Origin of the sequence: Longimicrobium sp., assembly GCA_036389135.1 — a bacterium.
Taxonomy (GTDB): domain Bacteria; phylum Gemmatimonadota; class Gemmatimonadetes; order Longimicrobiales; family Longimicrobiaceae; genus Longimicrobium.
On record DASVQP010000081.1, the window covers coordinates 24,981 to 45,991 of the forward strand.

Annotated in this window: 19 protein-coding genes; 9 read left to right on the forward strand and 10 right to left on the reverse strand. The window is 71.3% G+C overall.

What is annotated here, in order from left to right:
* Nucleotides 1-3 precede the first annotated feature (3 nt).
* Nucleotides 4-2,172, reverse strand: a complete 2,169-nt coding sequence (locus tag VF584_19140; GenBank protein HEX8212299.1) for a 3-hydroxyacyl-CoA dehydrogenase NAD-binding domain-containing protein — start codon at nt 2,170-2,172, stop codon at nt 4-6.
* Between the two features lie 128 nt (nt 2,173-2,300).
* A complete protein-coding gene (locus tag VF584_19145) occupies nt 2,301-3,080 on the reverse strand; it encodes an SDR family oxidoreductase (GenBank protein HEX8212300.1) in 780 nt (259 codons plus the stop codon).
* A gap of 196 nt (nt 3,081-3,276) precedes the next feature.
* Between VF584_19145 and VF584_19150 the strand changes: the two genes are divergently transcribed.
* From VF584_19150 to VF584_19165, 4 genes are all read left to right on the forward strand, one after another.
* Nucleotides 3,277-3,630, forward strand: coding sequence for a helix-turn-helix transcriptional regulator (locus tag VF584_19150; protein HEX8212301.1), 354 nt, complete (start codon nt 3,277-3,279; stop codon nt 3,628-3,630).
* Nucleotides 3,631-3,657: 27 nt separating this feature from the next.
* A complete protein-coding gene (locus VF584_19155) occupies nt 3,658-4,656 on the forward strand; it encodes a hypothetical protein (protein HEX8212302.1) in 999 nt (332 codons plus the stop codon).
* Nucleotides 4,657-4,839: 183 nt separating this feature from the next.
* Entirely contained in the window at nt 4,840-5,928 is a 1,089-nt protein-coding gene (locus VF584_19160; GenBank protein ID HEX8212303.1) for a hypothetical protein, read from the forward strand.
* Between the two features lie 36 nt (nt 5,929-5,964).
* Nucleotides 5,965-7,053 (forward strand): hypothetical protein, encoded by a 1,089-nt coding sequence (locus VF584_19165; GenBank protein ID HEX8212304.1) that lies wholly within the window; start codon nt 5,965-5,967, stop codon nt 7,051-7,053.
* Nucleotides 7,054-7,132: 79 nt separating this feature from the next.
* Here the strand turns inward: VF584_19165 and VF584_19170 are convergent, their stop codons facing one another.
* Nucleotides 7,133-7,720 carry a LuxR C-terminal-related transcriptional regulator gene (locus tag VF584_19170; protein ID HEX8212305.1) on the reverse strand — a complete coding sequence of 196 codons (588 nt, stop codon included), beginning with the start codon at nt 7,718-7,720 and terminating at the stop codon, nt 7,133-7,135.
* 112 nt (nt 7,721-7,832) lie between these two features.
* Between VF584_19170 and VF584_19175 the strand changes: the two genes are divergently transcribed.
* On the forward strand, nt 7,833-9,416 hold the full coding sequence (locus VF584_19175; protein ID HEX8212306.1) for a protein kinase: 1,584 nt from the start codon (nt 7,833-7,835) through the stop codon (nt 9,414-9,416).
* 23 nt (nt 9,417-9,439) lie between these two features.
* Here VF584_19175 and VF584_19180 read toward each other — a convergent pair whose 3' ends face one another.
* The 5 genes from VF584_19180 to VF584_19200 all read right to left on the reverse strand — a co-directional run bounded on the left by VF584_19180 (nt 9,440) and on the right by VF584_19200 (nt 16,347).
* The gene (locus VF584_19180) at nt 9,440-9,844 is read right to left on the reverse strand and encodes a hypothetical protein (GenBank protein HEX8212307.1); all 405 of its coding nucleotides are present in this window, start codon (nt 9,842-9,844) and stop codon (nt 9,440-9,442) included.
* Nucleotides 9,845-9,962: 118 nt separating this feature from the next.
* Nucleotides 9,963-11,075 carry a hypothetical protein gene (locus VF584_19185; protein ID HEX8212308.1) on the reverse strand — a complete coding sequence of 371 codons (1,113 nt, stop codon included), beginning with the start codon at nt 11,073-11,075 and terminating at the stop codon, nt 9,963-9,965.
* An 87-nt stretch (nt 11,076-11,162) separates the two neighbouring features.
* Entirely contained in the window at nt 11,163-11,597 is a 435-nt protein-coding gene (locus tag VF584_19190; GenBank protein ID HEX8212309.1) for a hypothetical protein, read from the reverse strand.
* A gap of 177 nt (nt 11,598-11,774) precedes the next feature.
* A complete protein-coding gene (locus tag VF584_19195) occupies nt 11,775-14,636 on the reverse strand; it encodes a protein kinase (protein ID HEX8212310.1) in 2,862 nt (953 codons plus the stop codon).
* An 832-nt stretch (nt 14,637-15,468) separates the two neighbouring features.
* Nucleotides 15,469-16,347 carry an NmrA family NAD(P)-binding protein gene (locus VF584_19200; protein HEX8212311.1) on the reverse strand — a complete coding sequence of 293 codons (879 nt, stop codon included), beginning with the start codon at nt 16,345-16,347 and terminating at the stop codon, nt 15,469-15,471.
* A gap of 66 nt (nt 16,348-16,413) precedes the next feature.
* On the opposite strand from VF584_19200, the gene VF584_19205 reads away from it, so the two are divergent.
* Complete coding sequence (locus tag VF584_19205; GenBank protein ID HEX8212312.1) at nt 16,414-17,154, forward strand: type IV toxin-antitoxin system AbiEi family antitoxin domain-containing protein; 741 nt, start codon at nt 16,414-16,416, stop codon at nt 17,152-17,154.
* Nucleotides 17,151-18,080 carry a nucleotidyl transferase AbiEii/AbiGii toxin family protein gene (locus VF584_19210; GenBank protein HEX8212313.1) on the forward strand — a complete coding sequence of 310 codons (930 nt, stop codon included), beginning with the start codon at nt 17,151-17,153 and terminating at the stop codon, nt 18,078-18,080. Before VF584_19205 ends, VF584_19210 begins: the two co-directional genes overlap by 4 nt.
* Before the next feature lie 57 nt (nt 18,081-18,137).
* On the opposite strand, the gene VF584_19215 is transcribed toward VF584_19210, so the two are convergent.
* Nucleotides 18,138-18,899 (reverse strand): transglycosylase SLT domain-containing protein, encoded by a 762-nt coding sequence (locus tag VF584_19215; GenBank protein ID HEX8212314.1) that lies wholly within the window; start codon nt 18,897-18,899, stop codon nt 18,138-18,140.
* Nucleotides 18,900-18,973: 74 nt separating this feature from the next.
* Complete coding sequence (locus tag VF584_19220) at nt 18,974-19,354, reverse strand: BON domain-containing protein (protein ID HEX8212315.1); 381 nt, start codon at nt 19,352-19,354, stop codon at nt 18,974-18,976.
* Between the two features lie 141 nt (nt 19,355-19,495).
* Between VF584_19220 and VF584_19225 the strand changes: the two genes are divergently transcribed.
* Together VF584_19225 and VF584_19230 are read left to right on the forward strand one after the other, a co-directional pair.
* Complete coding sequence (locus VF584_19225) at nt 19,496-20,221, forward strand: CPBP family glutamic-type intramembrane protease (protein HEX8212316.1); 726 nt, start codon at nt 19,496-19,498, stop codon at nt 20,219-20,221.
* A 96-nt stretch (nt 20,222-20,317) separates the two neighbouring features.
* Nucleotides 20,318-20,890, forward strand: coding sequence for a hypothetical protein (locus VF584_19230; GenBank protein HEX8212317.1), 573 nt, complete (start codon nt 20,318-20,320; stop codon nt 20,888-20,890).
* The last annotated feature ends 121 nt before the right edge of the window (nt 20,891-21,011 follow it).

The window sequence follows — 21,011 nt, forward strand, 5'->3', positions numbered from 1 at the left end:
CGCTCAGCTCTCGTCGGGGAAGAAGCGCTCGCCCGAGGCCGCCCGCTCCACCAGCAGCGCCGCCGGAGCGAACCGGTGGCCGTGCTTCGCCTCCAGGGCGCGCATCCGCTCCAGCACGGCCGCCGCGCCGGTCTGGTCCACGTACCAGAACGGTCCCCCGCGGAAGGGCGGGAACCCGATCCCCAGCACCGCGCCCACGTCGCCGTCGCGGGCGGAGCGCAGGACGCCCTCCTCCAGCGTGCGCAACGCCTCGTTCACCATCATCAGCCCCAGCCGCTCCTGGATCTCGGCGCGCGCGATCGTCTTCGCGGCCGGGTTGCCGATCACGGCGTACACCGACTCGTCCGGCTCACCCTTCCTGCCGTCCTCGCCGTAGGTGAAGAAGCCGCGGCCGTTCTTCCGCCCCTGCCGCCCGTCCGCCACCATGCGGTCCAGGACGGAGCTCGTCTGCATGCGGTCCGCGAAGGCGGCGGCGAGGATCGTCCCCGCCTTCTGCGCCACGTCCAGTCCCACCTCGTCGTACAGGGTGATGGGGCCCACGGGGTACCCCCACGTGGTCATCGCGGCGTCGATCTCCTCCATCCGCACCCCTTCCTCCAGCAGCAGCGCCGCCTCGGCCATGTAGGGCGAGAGGATGCGGTTGGCGTAGAAGCCCGGCGCGTCGTTGACGATGATGGGCGTCTTGCCGATCTGCTTGCCGAAGGCGTGCGACGTCGCCGTCACCCAGGTGGCGGTGCCTTTGTGGGTGATGATCTCCAGCAGCGGCATCTTCTCGACCGGGGAGAAGAAGTGCAGCCCGATCACGTTCTCCGGCCGCGACGCCGCCTCGGCCAGCGTGGCGATCGGGATGGTGGAGGTGTTGGAGCCCAGCACCGTCCCCGCGCCGATCTTCGCCTCGATGTCGCGGACGACGGTGTGCTTGAGCGACACGTCCTCGAACACCGCTTCCACGATCACGTTGGCGGAGTGGAAGCCGGTATACTCGGTGGTCGCCTCCACGCGGTCGGTGAGCGCGGTGATCTCGAAGCCGCGCGCCTTCTTGCGCTTGGCCCGCTTGATGAGGGTGTCGCGCGCCGTCTTGAGCCCCCTGGCCGCGGCCTCCGGCTTGACGTCCTTGAGGCGCACCGTGATCCCGCTCTCGGCCGAGGCGGCGGCGATCCCCGCGCCCATGAACCCCGCGCCGACCACGGCGATGCGCTCCACCTTCTTCGGCTTCACCGTCTCGCCCAGCGCCGGATCGTTCTTGGCCGCGGTGGTGGCGAAGAAGAGGTGCACCAGGGAGCGCGCCTCAGGCGTCACCGCCAGCTCGCCGAACGCGCGCGCCTCCAGCTCCAGCCCCTCCGCCAGCTCGCGGTCCAGCCCCTTTTCGACGACTTCGAGGAGGCGGAGCGGCGCGGGGTAGAGCCCCTTGGTCTTGGACATCACCCCCTGGCGCGCCTTGCTGAAGATGAGCTGGCGCATCCCGGGAATATTCTCCAGCCACTGCGGCGACCTGCGGCGGGCGGCGCCGCGCGGCTCCTTGTGGCCTTCGGCGAGGTCGTTCGCCACCTGGCGCGCGACGACGGGGAGGATGGCGGCGGGGACCACCTCGTCCACGATGCCGGCGCTGCGGGCGCGGCGCCCGTCGAGCTGCTTGCCCGTGAGCATCAGGTCGAGCGCGGCGCGCACCCCGATCAGCCTCGGCAGCCGCTGCGTGCCCCCGGCGCCGGGAACGATCCCCAGGTTCACCTCGGGGAGCCCCAGCTTCGTCTTGGGCGAGTCGCTGGCGATGCGGTAAGTGCAGGCGAGCGCCACCTCCAGCCCGCCCCCCAGCGCCACCCCGTCGATGGCCGCGACGACGGGGACGCGCAGGTTCTCCAGCCGGTCCAGGAGCCGCTGCCCGGCGCGGGAGGCGGCCTCGGCGGCGGCGGGGGTGCGGAAGTCCTTGAACTGCTCGATGTCCGCCCCGGCGATCCACGTCCCCCTCTTCTCGGAGAGGATGACGGCGGCCCTCACGCTTGCGTCCGCCTCCCCCTCTTCCAGGCGGCGGAGGATGTCGTCCATCGCCTCCACGAGCGCGGCGGAGATGACGTTGACCGGCTTCCCCGGCTGGTCCAGCCGGATGATGGCGATGCCGTCCTCCACATCCATGTGCACGGGCACGCCCGTCTCCTCGTTCACCATCGTGGCCATGAGTCGCTCCTGGGGAAGTGCTAAGTGCTAAGTGCTAAGTGCTAAGTGCTAAGTGCCTAGTGCCTGGTGCCTGGTCCGGTACCGCGATTCACTCAGGACTTAGCACTTAGGACTCAGCACTTTCCTTTTCATGCCGTCATCCCGCCATCCACCGCCAGCACCTGCCCCGTCACGTACCCGCCCGCCGCCGACAACAAGAACAGCGCCGCGCCCATCAGCTCGTCGTCGCCGCCGACGCGGCCGAGGGGGACGGCGCGCGAGATCTGTTTGCCCGCCTGCTCCAGCACACCGGCGGTCATCTTCGTGGGGAAGAAGCCGGGGGCGAGCGCGTTGACGCGGATGCCGTGGCGCGCCCACTTCACGGCGAGGTCGCGCGTGAGGGCGATGACGGCGCCCTTGGACGCGGCGTAGCCGGCGGCGTCCAGCAGCTCGGGCTGCGAGCCGCGCAGCCCCGTCACCGAGGCGATGTTGAGGATGGCGCCCGGCGCGGCCCGCTCGATCAGCCGGCGCCCCACCTCGCGCGAGCAGAGGAAGGCGCCGGTGGCGTTGGTCTCCATCACCTTGTGCCACGCCTCCAGCGGCATCTCGGCCGCGGGCGAACCCCACGAGGTCCCCGCGTTGTTGACCAGGATGTCCACCAGCCCCAGCTCCACCTCCGCCTCATCGACCGCCGCCCGCACCTCCTCCTCCGAGGTCACGTCCAGCCGCAGCGCCATGGTGCGCACGCCGTGGGTCTCGGCAAGCTCGCGGGCCACGTCCTCGCACGCCTCCCGCTTGCGCGACGCCAGCGCCACCGATGCCCCCGCCTGCGCCAGCCCCGTCGCGATCTGCTCGCCCAGCCCGCGCCCGCCGCCCGTGACCAGCGCCACGCGCCCGCGTAGGTCGAACAGCTCGGCAAGGCTTCGCATCGGCGGCTCCGGACGGGTGGTCGAGGTCGGCTCGGCGGACAATGTAGCGGGGCGCAAAGCCCTTGAAAATACTGGAATTTATGAGCGCCGCTCACCCGCGCGGTCGGCCGCGGCATCCCTCCGCACGAGCGATGCCCCTTGACTAACGTGTACCAAATGGTACACACTATATGCGAGCACATTCTCGTGAGGTGACGTGGATAGCTTTGGCGCATTCGTGCGGGACCGCCGTGAGACCCTCCGGCAGGCGGACCGGCGCTACTCGGTCCGCCAGGTGGCGGAGCGGATCGGCGTGGAGCCGTCGTACCTGAGCAAGGTGGAGCGGGGCGAGGTCGCGCCGCCCTCCGAGGACACCATCGTCCGCCTGGCGCGCGAGCTCGACGTCCTTCCCGACCTCCTGCTCGCCCTGGCGGGCAAGGTGTCGCGCGACCTGCTGGACACCATCCGCAAGCGGCCGCTGCTCTTTGGGGAGCTGCTGCGCGAGTTGCGGGATCTGCCCGACCACGCCGTGCTGCGCCTGGTGCGCGAAGTCCGCGACGGTGACTGGTAGTCGTCCACCCCGGCCTGAGAGGACCGTATGATCGAGCTGCAGAACGACGCGCTGCTCTTCCGCTTCCCGGACGTGCACGAGGACGCGGTGCTGCGCATCGAGTTCCAGCGCACGCTGCGCATCCCCGACGACGACCGCGACTATCCGCTCCCGCCGGGACTGGGCCGCTTTCCGCTCGCCCACGTGGACGACTTCACCGGCCGCGTCCCCGCCAAGTGGGCCGAGCACGGCGGCGTCATGCTCCCCATGTACCAGTCCGAGGCGATGTGGCTCAGCTTCAACTCCTCGAACGGCTACCCGTTCGCGGTCAAGGTGGCGACCGGCAAGATCAACGCGGCCACCGGCGAGGCCTGGGCGGACGGCCTCACCCGCGACCCCCAGGACTACCTCAGCATCCCGTCGCAGCCCTGGCTGGACGGGTACTGCATCGAGCGCGGCATCATCCGCCAGTTCGTCGCCATGCCGCTCGGCGCCGGCTACACCGCCGAGGAGCAGATCACCGGCGAGGCCGCGCACGGTGGCCTGCAGCTCGCCGCCCATCCCGTGAAAGCGTCGGTGTACGAGCAGGTGAAGCGGCGCCGCGCCGAGTACGAACGCGCGATGCCCGCTATGATGGATTACGTGTCTGCGTCAGCAGCGCCGAGCTTCGACATGGGCCTGGCCCCCGGCGGCCGGATGCGCCAGGAGATCTACGAGGACCCGTACAGCGCCGCGGACTGGGAGCTCGGCGCATCGAGCCGCTGCTTCGTGCACATCGCCAACTCGCTGGTCTGGCGGCAGATCACGGGCGACAACCCGCCCACCGTCCCGCCCACCGCCGCCGAGTACACCCGCGCCGGCCTCCCCTGGTTCGCGTGGTACGGCGAGCAGCCCGCGCTCCCGGGAGGCGGGCCACTCCGAGCCCTGAAGAGCATCTTCAAGCTCGGCAAGGAAAAGGGCGACGTCCCGCTTCCCGAGAACTCCTCCGTCGAGCCGGGCCACATCGTCCCGCTCGGCAAGGGCATCGTGCGGGAGGGGGCGTTCTGATGTGACCCGCTCCACGCGCGGGTGCTGAAGTCTAGGGGGAGTGGTGCGGGGCCGGCCAATCCCCTCTTCGCGTCCGCACCCACCCACCTTCCAGCCAAGATAGGCGAACCCGCCCATTCGGTCTTTCACCAAGTCTCTTAGACTCCCGGCGATCATCCGTTCCTACCCTCCGGGAGAACTGCCATGCGATGGAAAATCTGGTTGACGCTGGGCCTCGCCATCTACGCCCCGGTCGCGGCCGCCGCGCAGGACCCTGCGCAGCAGGCCCGCGAGGCCGCGCCCGGGGGCGACTCGACCCGAATCCTCGTGGTCGACCTCACCACCGCCGGGGCCGAGGATCCCCATGCTGCAACGTACATGTTCAAGCGCAATGCGAGCCTGCTCCAGACGCTGGAGAATGCGAAGTCGGCCAACGCCGAAGGGGCGCGTCAGGCGGTTATCGCGGCCGCGGCGGCGGCCGGCGAAGAAAAGTCGACGCGCTGGCCCGTGGGCGCCGGCGGGGTGCTGCGCGTCTTCGTGTTCCACGAACTTCGAACCACGGCGCGGATCCACTTCAAGGAGAACGCCCGGTCCACCCGGCTGTCAGCCGACTTCGCGACGCTCGCGAAGCTCGGCCTCGCCATCGCCACCGCGCCTGAGGCCCTCGTCCCAGAGATTCAGCTCACCACGGCCAGCTACACGCTGACCCGGCGGCGCGCGAACCTTCTGGTGACCACCACGCTCGAGCGCCCCGCGGCCGGAGCAGCCGCGGCGGAGCGGGCAAAGACGGACTCGGTGCAGACGACGCTGGTGACCGGCGGCGCGGAGCACCTCTTCCTGGCCGCGCACGCGAGTGCGACCGACGTCAACCAGCTCAAGTTCGACGAGGCGTCGAACACGCTGCAGCCGCGCAAGACGCCGACCGCGTTTTCTGTCGCGTTCAACTACAGCTTCGGCGACATCCTCACCGATCCGGCCGACCTGAGCGGCGGGGTCGTGACGCGGCTGCTGCACGGCCTTACGGTGGGCGGCACCCTTCAGGCGAGCCGCCGGCCCTTCGACCAGGTCGGCGCCACAGCCGGGCTGCGCTACAACCCGATCCCTTACCTGAACAGCCTGCTGAGCTTCGAGACCGTGTCGCCCTTCGCGGGGGTGGTGTGGACCAAAGACGACCGCGTGGACGCCGACGGTAACGAGGCCGAGGACCGGCGCTACGGCCGCGGCAACTTCATCTGGGGAGTGAGCCTGAACCTGGACAAGGCACTGGGCTGGGTAGGCGGCGGAGGGAAGTAGATCGCGGCGCCAACGTCCACCTGGAGGAGCACGGCAATGCAGACGAAGAGCGAGCAGGAGCTGATCGAGCTGGTGCGCACCCGGGCCCGGGCGTACCTCAAGCTTCCCAACGTCACCTCGGTGGGGGTGGGCCACCGGAAGGTGGACGGCCAGAGCACCGGAGAGCTGGTGATCCAGTTCACCGTGGGGAAGAAGCTCGCGCCCGAGATGGTGGCGGCCGAGGGGCTCACCATGCTTCCCGAGACGATCACCGCCGAGGACGGGACGGAGGTGCGGGTAGACGTGGTGGAGCGTTCGTACGCCCCGTCGTTCCGCATCGTGGAGCCCACACCGGTGGCGCTGCTGGCCGCGGAGCAGCTCACGCCCGCCCAGACGCGCCGGCGGCGGCTGGACCCGGTACAGCCGGGGATCAGCGTCTCCCACATCGGCGGCACCGCCGGCACACTGGGCGCCATCGTGTACGATGTGGCGAACGGCACCCCCTACATCCTGAGCAACTGGCACGTGCTGAACGGAGTGGGCGGCAAGGTGGGGGACCTGGTGGTGCAGCCCGGCCCCTTTGATGACGCCAACACCAGCGCCAACGCGGCCGGGCGCCTGGTTCGCAGCCACGTGGGCCTGGCCGGCGACTGTGCCATCAGCAGCATCGTGGGACGCAAGGTAGATCCGCGCATCCTGGAGCTGGGCGTGGTCCCCCGCCGCATCGCCGAGCCCGAGATCGGCGACCGCGTGGTGAAGTCCGGCCGCACCACCGGCGTCACGTACGGCGTGGTCCACCGCACCGGCGTGGTGGCGAACATGGACTACGGTGCAGGGAACGTGGAGGTGGGCGGCTTCGAGATCGAGCCCAACGCCAAGAAGCCCGCCTCGGACGGGGAGATCAGCAGCGGCGGCGATTCGGGGAGCGCGTGGATGGTGGACGCGGGCGGCGCCGAGCGCGACGTGATGGTGGGCCTGCACTTCGCCGGCGAGACCGATCCGAACCCCACCGAGGAGCACGCGCTGGCCTGCAATGCCCGCAGCGTGCTCGAGAAGCTGCAGGTAACGCTGGCGCCACCCAAGGGCGAGGCGCTGGCCGCCACGCGCACGACCGCCCCGCGGCGGAAGCGGGCCGCACGGACCTGAGCCCGCGGAAGCGCGAAGGCCGCGGACGCAGTGTGCGTCCGCGGCCCCTTCGCGCTTCCCGGCACGAGCTCCGGAACGCCTAGCCGTCCGGCTGCAGGATGCGGGCGGCGAGCGCGGCGCGGGTGTGGCCGCCGACCTTGCGCTTCACCTGCTCCACGTGGTGCCGGGCGGTGTGGGCGCTGATGAAGAGCCGCCGGGCGATCTCGTCGTTTCGCAGCCCCTCGGCCAGAAGCCGCGCCACCCGCGTCTGGCTGCGTGTGAGCCCGAAGCGCTCGCTCAGGCGCTCGGGCGAGGACGGATCGTCGGGCGGGGTCTGGACGCCCACCAGCACGCTGGGCCCGGCGCCGAACAGATCCGCACCCACGTAGGCGCCCTGCAGGCGGCACTCCCCCGCCGCCGTGCGCACCGAGCGTATCTCCAGCGGCTCCACGCGCTCGCCCAGCCCGCGGACGTTGGCGTGGCCCCACAGCGCCGCGTTGAAGCGGCCCACCTCGTGGCCGAGCCCCGCCAGCTCCGGCCGGCCCAGCGCGCGGGTGAACGCCGGCGACGCGTGCAGAACGTTTCCGGCGCGGTCCAGCAGGGCGAACCCGTGCTCCAGAGCGTCGAGCGCCAGGAGAAGGGGAAGGGTGGCGGGCGGCGGCGCCTGTTGCGTGGGAAAGGTGACCATTGTGGCTCCATTGCTGTGGCTTTCGCGATGGCGCTACTATGGTCCCGGCCGGTCAACCTCCTTTCCGTCCGCCGATAGGTGCGGCGATCAATTTTCCGTAAGAGCCCCGCAGATGACCGTCCGCATCTACACCCTGGGACGCCTTTCGCTGGAGCGCGAGGGGGCGCCGGTGCGCAGCGTGGCGGCACAGCCCCGACGGCTGGCCCTGCTGGCGGCGCTGGCGGCCGCGGGCCCGCGGGGGATGGCGCGCGAAAAGCTCGCCGGGCTCCTCTGGCCCAGGCACAGCTCGAATGCCCTGCTCAACGAATCGGTGTTCGTGCTGCGCGGGACGCTGGGCAAGGACGCCATCGTGACGGCCGGCGATTCCCTTCACCTGGACCCCGGCGTGGCGTGGGCCGACGTGGCGGCGTTCGACGCGGCGATGGCGGAGGGGCGCTTCGCCCAAGCGGTGGAGCTGTACGCCGGGCCCTTCGTGGACGGCTTCTACGTGCGCGACGCGCCGGAGTTCGAACGCTGGGCGGCGGAGGCGCGCGACCACCGCGAGCGGGAGGCGGGCCGCGCCATGGAGGCGCTCGCAGGGGAACGGGCCGCGGCGGGCGACCTGGCCGGGTGCGCGGAGTGGTGGCGGCGGCGGGCGCGCCACGACGCGTACAGCGTGCGCGTGGCCCTCGCCTGCGTGGACGCCCTCGCGGATGCCGGCGAGCCGGTGCTGGCCGTGCGCTTCGCCGCCGACTTCACCGAGCGCGTGCGCCGGGAGCTGGGCGTGGAGCCGGAGCGCTCCGTGCTCGGCCACGCGCGGGCCCGCGCCGGCGCAGGCGCCTCCGCCCACGACGCCCCGCCCCCCGCCGGTCCGGAACGCACCGCGGCTGGCGGGGGCGAGCTGGAGGGGCTGGGTGCCGACTTCGAGGTGAGCGGCCCGATCGGCGAGGGGAGTGTCGCCCGCGTGTACCTGGCCCGCGAGCGGGCGCTCCGCCGCGCGGTGGCCGTCAAGGTGCTCCTGCCCCACCTGGCGCGCGACGAGACGGCGCGCGCCCGCTTCGAGCGCGAGGCGATCGCGGCGGCCGCCATCCACCACCCTCACGTGGCCCCCGTGTACCGCACCGGCCGCCTGGCGTGCGGCGCGCCTTACCTGGTGATGCCCTACTTCCACGGTGGCTCCCTGGAGAGCCGGCTCCAGGCGGGGGCGTTCGATCCGGCCGAGGCGCGGCGGTACCTGGGGCAGATCGCCGCGGGGCTGGCTGCGGCCCATGCCATGGGCACCGTGCACCGCGACGTGCGGCCCGCCAACATCCTGTACGACCGCGACACGCACCGCATGGTGCTGATCGACTTCGGGATCGCGGCGGTCCGCGACGCCGCCGACCCGCGGCTCACGCGGCCCGGCGAGCGCCTCGGCTCGCCGGCCTACGTGAGCCCGGAGCAGCTCTGGGGCGATCCGGAGCTCACCGATCGATCAGATGTCTACAGCCTGGGCGTGGTCGCCTTCCAGATGCTCACCGGCCGGCTGCCGTACGGGGAAGCGACGGGCGCGGCGTTGATGCGCATCCGCGCCACGGCCACCCCGCCCACTGTCTCCGCGGTCTACGCTGCCGCGGGGAGCGGGCTTGACGCGCTTGTGGAGCGGTGCCTGGCCACCCGGCCCCAGGAGCGGCCGTCCGCAGCAGACGTGGCGGAGGAGCTGGCGGGGTCGGCCTGAGCGCGGAACGCGCCGCGGCGCCTTCATTCCACCGACAGCCGGTACGCGGCGCCGGCGCGGCTGGGGTTGCGGACCACCACGCGGTAGTTGCCGCCGCGAACGGGGCTCCAGCGTAGCGAGCAGGTGGCGCCCTCCGCGGTGTCCTGCAGCACGCCGCCCGCGTCTTCCACCTGGCACGCCAGGCGCCGCCCTCCTTCGCCCAGCACCCGCACGCGGCCGGGTGCCCCGGCCTCGAAGCGCAGCGTCCAGATATCCGTCGAGCGGCCGCCCACCACGCCCCGCATCATCCGCGCGCCCGCCCACGGAGCCGCATGCGCCTCCGCCCCCACGGGGGCCGCATCCGGCTCCGCGCGCATCCCCCACCACCCCGCCACCCCCAACGCCGCGGCGAGCGCGACGGCAGCTGTACGTCCGGCACGGCGGATCACGAAGGGGCGCTCCCGCGCTGAACGTTGAAGGCGGTCCGCCGGGGTGGCGGATCCGCCTTCACGTTACTCCCCGCCCGCGCACCCCGAATGGGCCCGGCAGCCCAATTTTGCGCTCGGCTCAGGGCGGGTAGGGCGAGCGCGGCTCCTGGTCTGGGAAGGTGGACACCAGGTGGGAGCGCGCCGCGAGCGCCAGCTCCTCCACCGGCATGTCCCGGAAGCGCGCGCGCAGCTCCGCCTTACGCCTGGGCCCCACGTGCTCCCCGTGTGGATAGTTCCCGGACTTGTACGCGCCGTAGTCGTAGGGCCCATTCCTGGGGCGGTAGCGCGCGGCGTAGATCCGCTGGATGGCCACGTGGCTCGGCAGCGCCAGCCGCCATTCCGCCTCGTCCACGCCCATCTCGATGGCCATGAAGGCAAACTCCGCGAAGCAGAACATCTGCCCTCCGTCCGGCTCGCCATTCCACGGAAAGCCGCGCTGGACCTCCACCCGGAGCTCGCCGTTGGCGAACATCTCGAACGCCGTCCACACCTCCTCCGGGTCAAGCTCGCCGCCCGGGGTGGAGAGGTGCTTCCGGTAGATGTCCAGCATCACCCTGGAGACGAGGCGGACGTCCTCCGGCTCCGACGCCGTGCCGAGGGTGGCGGGGCCGTCCGGCGAGCTCAACCTGCGCTCGTCGAGGCGCGCGCCGAACATTCGCTCCATCAGCCGGATGATGGCCGTGCGGCGGGCCGCCTCGATCTGGGGGAGCCCGGCGGACTGGATCAGCGCGCGGTTGGTGTTCAGGTCCAGGTCGCAGAAGAACTTGCCATATTTGCGCATTCGACAGTCCGGACTCGCTTCCACGATCTCGCAGCGCGCCGTGAACAGAGCCATCGCGTACGCCTGGAAGTCGTGCACCGACCCCGCGCTGGCCAGCTGCAGGCCCGCGCGCCCGCCGAGCGGGCCGGGCATGGGCACCAGCGTGCCCTCGGCGTCGCGCCACAGCTCCTGCGCCACGGAGGTGGGCTCGCCGGTGACATCGAGCACCACGCTGAGCGGGGAGCCGGCCGGGAGCCCGCCCGTCCAGCGGACCTCCACGCCGTGCGCGCCGATCTCGGTCGACTCGATGGCGGCCTCGGGGGGAAGGCCGCGGATCTCGCACTCCGTGATCGTGTTGCGGCGAAGCGCCAGGAAGAGGCGCACGCCCGTGGCGGCGTCGAGCGGGTTCCGGATCTCGAATTCCTGCTGCATCGTCAGAGGCGTGTTGAGGGTTGCGGCGCGCGGAGGACGCGGGCAGCGGCGGGCGTCGCCGCGCCCGCCCGCCGGTACCCGGGTGCGTTACGCGCCGTCCGCCTCCAGCACTCCCCTGACTTCCGCGAAAACGTCCGCGGGCACCAGCCCCTCGCCTCGCAGTCCGGCCTCGTACGCGCGGGCGATCACGGCGTAGAGGCTCGCCACCACCGCGTACGACTTCGCCGCCCCGGAAGCGTTCATGCAGGGCGTCTTCCTCTTGATCTCCTGGATCAGGGCGCCCAGCTCGGGGTCCACCTTCCGCTGGTGGGGCATGGCGGACAGGTACATGCACTCCATGCGTACCTGCGTCTCCGTGATCCCGCACGCCATAAAGCTCAGGACCTCCTTGGTAGCGTCGTCCACGGCCAGGCTGTCGATGCGCCTCTGCACGTCACCGGCGAGTGGGGGCCAGCTCGACTCGTTCACCGCCAGCGCGAACCCGCCCAGGGTGCTCTCGACCTCGATCATTGGATCTGCCATGAGTGCCTGCTCCAGCAAAGATTGATGGTTCCCGCACCCCCCTCGTGAGGGCACGCTCATACGGCACGCGAATGCGGAAGGCTCCGCGGTTCGCCACCGGCTGTGAAAGGTGGAGGCGCACAGCGCGCCGGGCGTGGGCGGCGGCGCCCATGCGCTCGCCGCCGGCCGGGCCCGCGTTCACGATCGCGGACGAGCCACGCCGCGCTCCAGTGCGGCACGCGCGCGGGTGGCCGCGGGGAAGTACAGGGCGTCGCCCATCAGCCACAGCTGGCCAAACGACCGCAGGCGCCGTTCGGCTCCGCGCCGGTCGCCCCGCGCCGCCAGCAGCCGCGCCAGCAGCAGCCGCTGGAGGCCCTGGTCGGCCAGCGGCATGTACCACGAAGTGGACCAGGGGGCGCGCGCCACCGCCCGTTCCAGGTTCACGACGGCGCGCGCCGTGTCGCCCGCCAGCAGCGCCAGACGGGCGTGCAGCGAGGCTTCCAGGCCGTCCGGCTCCGGGTCTGATGCGTCGGCGGTGGGCGCGGCGCGGCGCACGATCCGCAGCAGCCGCGCCGCCTCGGCCGAATCGCCTTCGATCGTGGCCCGGTGCACCAGCGCCCGCAGCGCGTCCTGCCCCTCCAGCCGCTTCGCCTCCCCCCCGGTGAGCGGGGCGAAGCTGGGGGGCTCCCGCTCCACCACCGCCCACGCCCAGCGGAACATGGGCTCGGCGCGGTCCCGCGCCGGCAGGCCGGCCAGGTAGGCGCTCACCATCCACGCGTCGAAGGGTGGACGGCCGGATGCCGAGTCCCACATCGCGGCAGCCTCGGGCCATCTCCCCTGCCCCGCCAGCGCCGCCAGCCGGAAGCGCGCGCCGCGGAGCCGTTCGTCCTGCGGCCGTCCCGCGGCCGTGAGCAGCGACGCGACCGAGTCGGCTAGCGGGAGGTCGAGGCCGCCCTGCACGAACAGGGCGGCCAGGGTGGCCAGCGTGCGGACCTCGGCACCGCGGAGGGTGGCGAACGCCGCGGCCCGCGCGCGTGGCCCGCCGAAGCGCAGCGCCAGGGCGGTCTCGCGCATGCGGTGCGGGTCGCTCACCCGCGGCAGGTGCCTCCGCGCGAGCGCCTCGTCGCCGGTGTGAAGGGCCAGGTCCACGATGTGGCTCGCGACCGGCGCGTAAGCCGAGTCGGTGGCGTCCAGCCGCAGGAACACGGGGAGCGCCACAGTGGCCCGTTCCCCCAGCAGGCCGCCGGAGTGGAAGAGGACCTCGCCCAGCCCGAGCAGGGCGTCGGGAAGCCCGGGGTTCTCGGCCGCTACCTTCTGGAACTGGACGGACGCGCTGTCCACACTGCGCCGCACCAGGTGCCGCTGCGCCTTCAGCAGCTCCACCCAGCGCGGGGCCATTTCGGCGGGCCTGCGCAGCCCCGCCTCCACCGCCAGCAGCGCGGCCGGGTAGTTCCAGCGCGGCGCCGACGTCTCCGCGACGCTCAGGCGGTAGTACGCGGGGCCGAACGACGAGTCCGCCCGGATCGCGCGGCGGAACGAGGCCACCGCCTGGTCCGTCTCGCCTCGCCGGAAGTGGCGTTGTCCCTGGATGAGCTCCGTAAGCGCGGCCAGCGAAGTCGTCTCCGAGGCGGCGTCCCCGAAGGCGCCCAGATCGCGGTCCTCCGCCTCGGCCACAACGCGCACCACCTCCAGCGCCATCCGGTCGAGCGCCTGCGGGGTCGATTCCCCGGCCATGGCGGCGCCGCTGTAGATCTGCCCGCCTCCCCCGCTGGCGTACACCTCCACCGTGAGCCGCCGCTCGCGCCCATCCGTCAGCAGCGAGCCGGCAATCAGATAGCGCGCGCCGCCCTTCGCCGCCTTCTCCAGCACCGCGTCCAGGGGAACCGCCCGCCAGTCCTGCCCGCCCAGCAGCGACCGGCCGTCCACCACCCGCAGCCCCCGCAGCAGCCCCAGCGAGCTAGCCAGCCACCGGTCGGGGGGCACCGCTTCGCTTCCGGTGGGGCTGCCCTGGAAGGGGAGCACGGCGATCCCCGTGGGGCCATCCACGCGCTCGGCGCGCGTCCCACGCCACACGGCCGCGCCCATGGCGGCAAGCGCCCCCAGCACCAGCGCCGCCAGGGCCACTCGCCACCGCCGCGCGGCGCCCCGGCTCCGCCGCCGTGGAACGCTCGGCGCCTCGTCCCGCAACGGCCGGCTCGAAGCGGCCGCCTCCGGATCGATCAGCGCGCGCCTCATCTCGCCTGCGGTGGCGAAGCGGTCGGCCGGCTGTTTCTCCAGCGCCCGCAGGACTATCGATTCCAGCGCCGGCGGCACGTCGCCGCGGAGCGTGCGCAGCGGCGGCGGCGCCTGGGTGAGGTGCCGGTAGACGGTGGCCTGCACGCCGTTGCTGCCGAACGGCGGCGTTCCGGACAACATTTCGTGGAGCACGCACCCGAGGCTGTAGACGTCCGCGCGGCCGTCCACCGGCGCCCCCGGGTCGGTCTGCTCGGGGCTCATGTACGGCGGGGAGCCCACGATCAGCCCCGTGGCGGTCAGGCGCTGTTCGGCCGCCGTCGACACGGCGCGCGCCACGCCGAAGTCCGCAACGCTGGCGTGCCCGTGGGCCAGCAGGATGTTCTCGGGCTTGATGTCGCGATGCACCACGCCCCGGGCATGCGCGAAGTCGAGCGCGTCGGCCGCCTCCAGGGCGATGTGCACGGCCTCGTCCGGCGGCAGCGGGCCGCTACGATCCAGCCGCTCGCGGAGCGACTCGCCCTCCACGTATGGCATCACGTAGTACAGCAGGCCGTCCGCCTCGCCACTGTCGTACACGGTAACGATGTGGGGATGGGTCAGCTTCGCGGCCAACTGGATCTCGGCGAGGAAGCGTTGCGCGCCGATGGAGTGGGCCAGCTCGGGATGCAGCACCTTGAGCGCGACCGGGCGGCCGTACTTCAGGTCCTCGGCCTGGAACACCGTCCCCATCCCTCCGCGGCCCAGCTCGCGCCGCACCGAGTAGCGCGCCGCGAGGGCCGCATCCAGGCGGGTGAGTAGGAGGCGGCTTGCGTCGTCCTGCGACATTCGGCACTCCACGGGCAAGAAGACGCAGCGCCGGGAAACGGCGGAAGCGGAAGGGGCGGGAAATGCAGGAGGGAGCGAGGCCGGACGCCTGCCAGCAAGCATTCGTCTATTTAACGTCCTGCCGGAGGTATGCGCCAGTGAGCGCGGTGCGTTTTTGCAGAGGATTGGATGAGGGCACGAACGGGTCGCTCCGGTGGTCCAATGCGGACCGCGAGCTCGGCGGCCGACTCGCCTGCCCCGGCTGGATCGGATGAACACGAAGAGGCCGCCGGGAGCATGGGCCCCCGGCGGCCGCCACGCCCGTTCGAGACTACGGCTGGCGGCGGTGACCGACCGTGAGTTCGCGCCGGCGGTGACGCGCAGGCCGCTGGGGCCAGCCGGGACCTGCCAGGCCGCCCCGCGCGCCGTGTGGCCCACGAAGACGCGCGGCGAGTCTCCGCCGGTGAGGATGCCGCGATTGCCGGTCGCGTCGCCGCCGACGAGGCTGATCGCGGCCGCCGGCGTCCGGAAAGAGCCAGGCGCGGTAGGGGGTTGTCCACGATGATGATGCCGCGCGTCCAGATCACGTCCTGCTCGTTGTGGGACGGGCGAAAGGCGGTGAGCGCGGCCCCGCCGAACGCGAGCACCAGAGCCGCGAGTGCAGCCTGCAGCCGCCGAACCGAACGATGCAGGGCCGCGGTTCGTCGTTGATCGTCGTGCATCCTGGCGAGGGGTGGTTGGCTTTGGGGAGTCCATGCGAGCTTGGATGCCTGGCTCCCGCGCCTTTGGTTGAAGCGAACGAAAGAAGCCAGCCGGGAGATCCCGGCTGGCTTCTTTCTACGTCGGCCTACGGTCAGACGCTAACGGCTTCGCGGGTCCAGAGGGTGGCGGTCTCCTGGACGAAGTCGCCGAAGGTGCGCGGGAGGTGGCCGACGATGCGCTCCGTTTCGGCGACCTGCTCGGCGGTGGCGTGCAGGCCCCGATCCTGGAAGAGCGCGTACATCAGCGCGAAATCGTACACCATCCAGCCGGGGAGCATCTTACCGGCTTCGCGCGCCCAGGCCTGGAGGTCGTTGCCGGCGTAGCGCACCTCGCGGCCGAAGACCTCGCCGTACGCCCGCGCGCACTCCGTGCCCGTGAGCGGCTCAGGGCCGACCAGCGCGTAGCAGCGGTTCTCGAAGCCGGAGCGGGTGAGCGCGTTGGCGGCCGCATCGGCGATGTCGCGCACGTCCACGCGCGAGATCCCGGTGTCGCCGATGGGCTGCGGGTAAATCCCGTGCTCCTGGATCGCCTCGCGGAACCAGTAGTCGTTCTGGTAGAAGTTGTTGGGGCGCAGGATGGTGTACGCGATGCCGCTGCGCCGGATCGCTTCCTCGATCGCCATCTTCGCGGCGATGTGCGGGATGTGCGGCCCCTTCTCCGCGTCGTGCACCGAGAGGTAGACGATTCGCGCGGCGCCGGCGCGGCGCGCCTCGTTCACGGCGGCGAGCCCTTCCTGCAGCTCCGTTTCCGCGACGGCGTTGAGGAGGAAGAGGGTGTCGAAGCGGGAGAAGACGGTGTGGTAGCACCCCGGGTCCCGCAGGTCGCCCACCACCGCGGCGGCGCCCTCGGGAAGGGAGCCCGCCTTCGCCGCCGACCGGGTGAGGACCTTTACGTCCTCGCCGCGAGCCAGGAGCTCACGGGCGACCGCCCCGCCCACCGTGCCCGTTCCGCCAAGGATAAGGTGTTGCATGGTTTCGCTCCCGGTTGATGTGTCCATTGATCGAGGGGGAAGGTAGGCGGGCACGCGGGGCATGGCATGGTTCAGATGACCTATGCTGCTGAACGGCGGCTATTTGCAGAGATCAAGCCGGGCCGTCACGCTTCGACACCGTCAGCGTCCCTTCGCAAACCATCGGTACTTGTATACATTTACCGAGGTTTCCCGAACCCCCTGCCGATGATTACTCGACGCCAGCAGGTCCTCGACCTTGTCCGACACAAAGGGGTGCTCCGGCCGAAGGATCTCGCCGAGCACGGCTTTGATTCGGGCTACCTCTCGATTCTCGTGCAGCAGGGGACGCTGCAGCGGGTCGGGCGCGGCCTGTACCTGCTTGCTGGTCACAGCCCATCCGAGCACCACTCGCTCGCTGAAGCCGCTCGGCGGATCCCGAACGGGATTGTGTCCCTCCTCTCCGCGCTGCGCTACCACGAACTCACGACGCAGGCTCCGTTCGAGGTCTGGATGGCCATTCCAGAGAAGGCGTGGCAGCCGCGTGTGGACCATCCTCGGATCCGGACCGTGCGCGTCTCAGGGAAGGCGCTGGAATTCGGGGTAGAGAAGCACGATGTGGAGAGGGTAAGCGTGCGGATCTACTCCCCGGCAAAGACGGTCGCCGATTGCTTCAAGTTCCGAAACAGGATCGGTCTCGATGTTGCCCTGGAGGCGCTTCGAGATGCATGGGCCAAACGTGTCGTCACGATGGACGACCTATGGCGCGCGGCCGACGCGACGCGGATGAAGAACGTGATGCGTCCGTACCTGGAGATGGTCGCTTGACGGAGAGGGAGGGGAGGAATGTCGCGGCGTCCGTTCGGCAGCGGCTGCTCAACCACGCGCATGCTCAGGGGCGGTCGTTCGACCTGGTGCTAACGCGCTACGGTCTCGAACGGCTTCTCTACCGGCTCAGCCGGTCCGCACACAAGCACGAGTTCGTGCTCAAAGGCGCGATGCTCTTTCAGGCATGGACCGAACTCCCGAATCGGCCTACCCGGGACCTCGACCTGCTGGGGTGCGGAGACGAAACCGTCGAACACTTGGCGAGCGTCTTCCGTGAGCTCTGCGCGCACGTGGTCGACGTAGAAGACGGGCTGATCTTCGACGTTGATTCGGTGCGAGCGACCGAAATTCGTGAGAACCGGGAATACGGTGGTGTCCGGGTCACCTTCACGGCCCATCTTGCCGGCGCCCGGATCCCGCTCCAGGTCGACATCGGATTTGGGGACGTGGTTACCGCGGGGCCGGTGGAAATCGAGTTCCCTACCCTGCTCGAGCTGCCGGCGCCGGTGCTGGCCGCGTACTCTCGCGAATCCGTTGTTTCCGAGAAATACCAGGCGCTCGTCGAGCTCGGGATCGCGAATACTCGGCTCAAGGACTTCTTCGACCTCTATCTGCTGAGCGACCGGTTTCCCTTCGACGGCCTCACACTCGCTGAGGCGATCCGGGCCACGTTCGGCAGACGAGGGACGGCACTCCCGGGTGGGATTCCGACCGGGCTCTCCGACCTGTTCGCTCAGGACCGCGCCAAGCAGGCACAATGGTCTGCGTTCGTACGAAAGGGGAAGCTGGATGGGACGCCGCAGGTTCTCGAGCCCGTGATCCTCCGCCTCCGCGAGTTCCTGGCTTCGCCTACCGAAACGCTTCGGGTCGGCGAAGTCTTCGCCCGCGTCTGGGCGCCAGGCGGGCCCTGGTTGCCACAGCGGTAGCGCGGTAGTCGGCGCATGTCCTCTCGCCGTTGGGCAAAGCCGTGGGAGCTTACCGGTTCACGTCCCGTTCGGCATGGGGACGGGCGCGATGCCGTCGATGCTCGGGAGGGGGGCGGAGGCGGGGGTGGTGTCGACCTGCACGGGCGGGGGGCCGACGGGGGAGGCTCCCGTGCTGCCCAGGACCGCCTTCGCGTAGCCGTTGGCGGGGTCGCCGCCGGCGCGGCGGATGCGGTTGACGGTGCCGGGGCCGCGGTTGTAGGCGTGCAGCGCGGCCTCCACGTCGTCGTCGTAGGCGCGCAGGAGGCGGTTGAAGTAGCGGAAGCCCAGGCGCAGGTTGGTGTCGCGGTCGAAGATCTGCTCTCGCGTGACGCCGGGCTGCATCTCGTCCGCGGTGGCGGGCATGAGCTGCGTGAGGCCCAGCGCGCCGACCGGGCTCACCGCGCGCGGCCGAAAGGCGCTCTCCACGCGCACCAGGCGGAAGGCGAGGTCGGGCTTCACCCCTTCCGCGTGCGCCGCCTTCAGGATCGCCGAGGCCAGCGTGGGGTCGATGCCGTAGCGGCGGGCGTACTCGTCGGCCTGACGCTCCGTCGCCTTGGCGGCCTGGGCCGACTCCAGCACGGCGCGCGAGGCGAGGAGCGCTTCCCACGCGATGGTCCGCGCCGTGGGGTTCGCGGCCACGAAGACGACGGCGGCGATCAGCAGCCACGACCAGAGCACGCGCGAGCGCCGCGCGGGGCGGCGCTTGGCGGAGGCGCCGCGGCGCTTGCGCGAAGGGGCGTTCTTCTTGATTGCTGGCTTGATGGGGGAACGGCGGGGCACTGGGGGCTCTCCGGGTTGTGCGGGGGAGCCACCAATGTAATCGGTACAGCGTGCCGCGTCACGCTTTGCGTCGGCTAGGCCGGCGCGGCAAAGACGCGCGGGGCGAGGCAGCGGGCGGTGGAGGCCCCCGGCTGGAGGACGAGGAAGTCGATCACCAGCACCACGCCCGTGGTGAGCTCGGCGTTGGAGACGGCGCAGCGGAGGGCGCCGTAGCCGGCCACCGAGCCGTGCAGCTGCACCTCGCCGCCCGTCACCGTCACGCGCACTCGGCCGGGGCCCACCGAGGGCTCGGCGGCCAGGCGGGCCTCCACCTCGCGGCGGATGCGCACGTCCTCGGCGGCCAGGCGGGCGACGTCCTGCGGCGTCGGCCCCGGATCGCCGCCGCCGAAGAGGCTGCACCCCGCCACCAGCGGCACCAGTGCCATCCCCATCCACATCTTGTTCGGTCGGCTCACGCCCATCGCTCCGTGTCGCGGGAAACCCATCGCCCCTCCGCGCCGTTAAGGTACAGGCGCCGCGTGGCACGATAAGCTCCGCGCGGGTCGCAAGGGAAGGGCCATGCGCCGTTCCGCTCGCCACGCTACCTTGTACGGGCCATGCGCGACTACTTTCGGATCACCCGCAAGCACAGCTACTCGCTGCTCTTCGTACTCCCCCTCCTGCTGCTGTACGAGGTGGGGGCGTGGAGCATCGCCGGGCCCACCTCGGGGATGAGGAACGGGGCCGACGTCCTGCTGCGCGCCGCCTTCTCCGCGGGCGGGGTGCAGGGGACGGCGGCTTTCGCGGCCGTCATCCTGGTGGTGGGCGCCGCCCTCATCGCGCTGGAGCGGCGGAGGGAGCGGGTGCCGCTGCGCGCGCCCGTCTTCGCGGGGATGCTGGCGGAGAGCGCGGGGTACGCCCTCCTCTTCGGCGTGGTGGTGGGTACGCTGACGCAGTGGATGCTGGGCGGCGTGCGCATGGCTGCCGACGGCGGGATAGACACGCTCCCGCTGCGCGACCAGATCGTCCTCTCGCTGGGCGCGGGGCTGTACGAGGAGCTTCTCTTCCGCGTGCTGCTGGTGGGCGGGCTGGCGCTGCTGTTCGCCGGCATCGGGATGAGGAAAAAGAACGCGGGGATCGCGGCGGCGCTGCTGGCGGCCTTCCTCTTCTCCGCCTTCCACTACATCGGCCCGTACGCCTACCCGCTGGAGCTGCAGAGCTTCGTCTTCCGCTTCGTGGCGGGGCTGGCGTTCAGCGCGCTCTTTTTGCTGCGCGGCTTCGGCATCGCGGCATGGACACACGCGCTGTACGACGTGTTCCTGGTGGTGCTGCGGGACGGGTGACCGCGCCTTATGTTTCGGGTCCGGTGAAACCCCGCGCACCCCGTGAGGGTACATGCGATCTCACCTGACACTCGACTGATCTCTGGAGGTACTCCGATGCGTTCTTCCGTTGTCCGGCTCCTGGCGCTCTCCACCCTCTTTGCCGCCGCGGCGTGCGACGGCGACGGCACCGGCGGCAACCGCCTCACCCCCGTGGAAGTCGCGGGGGTCTACCGCGTCTGCACGCTGCGCTTCGTTCCCGACAACTCGGCCTTCCCGGCGGCCAACCTCCTGGAGCGCGTGGTCCACGTGACGCCGCCGGCCGGGAAGCCGGAGCCGACGGTCACGCTGAGCCCCGAGGGCGCCTTCCAGCTCAGCTACACGCGGCGGAGCGACGCCTTCACCCGCGAGATCGTGGGCGCGATCGAGTACGGCGCCGACGCGGTGACGCTGCGCTTCTACAACGACGCGGACAACCCGAACGCGATCGCGGCGGAGCTCCTCCTTCCGCAGCAGACGGCGTTCACCTACCAGGCGGCCGCCCCGCGGCGCCTGACGACGAACAGCGCGCGCTCCTACTCCGTCACGCGGCGGGATTACGCGCGGGCCGCCGGGGTGGAAGAGGCCGGCTTCGCGGCGACCATTCCGGGGCGCCTGGAGGCTTCGCTGCAGGAAGGCACCTGCTCCTGACGCCGCGCTGAGCACCAGCGGCGCTTCAAGGGGTCCGGCCTGCTCGGCCGGACCCTCGCCGTTCGAACGACCCGACGATCACTTCATGGCTCGCACCATCAGACCCTGGATCTTCGCCGCG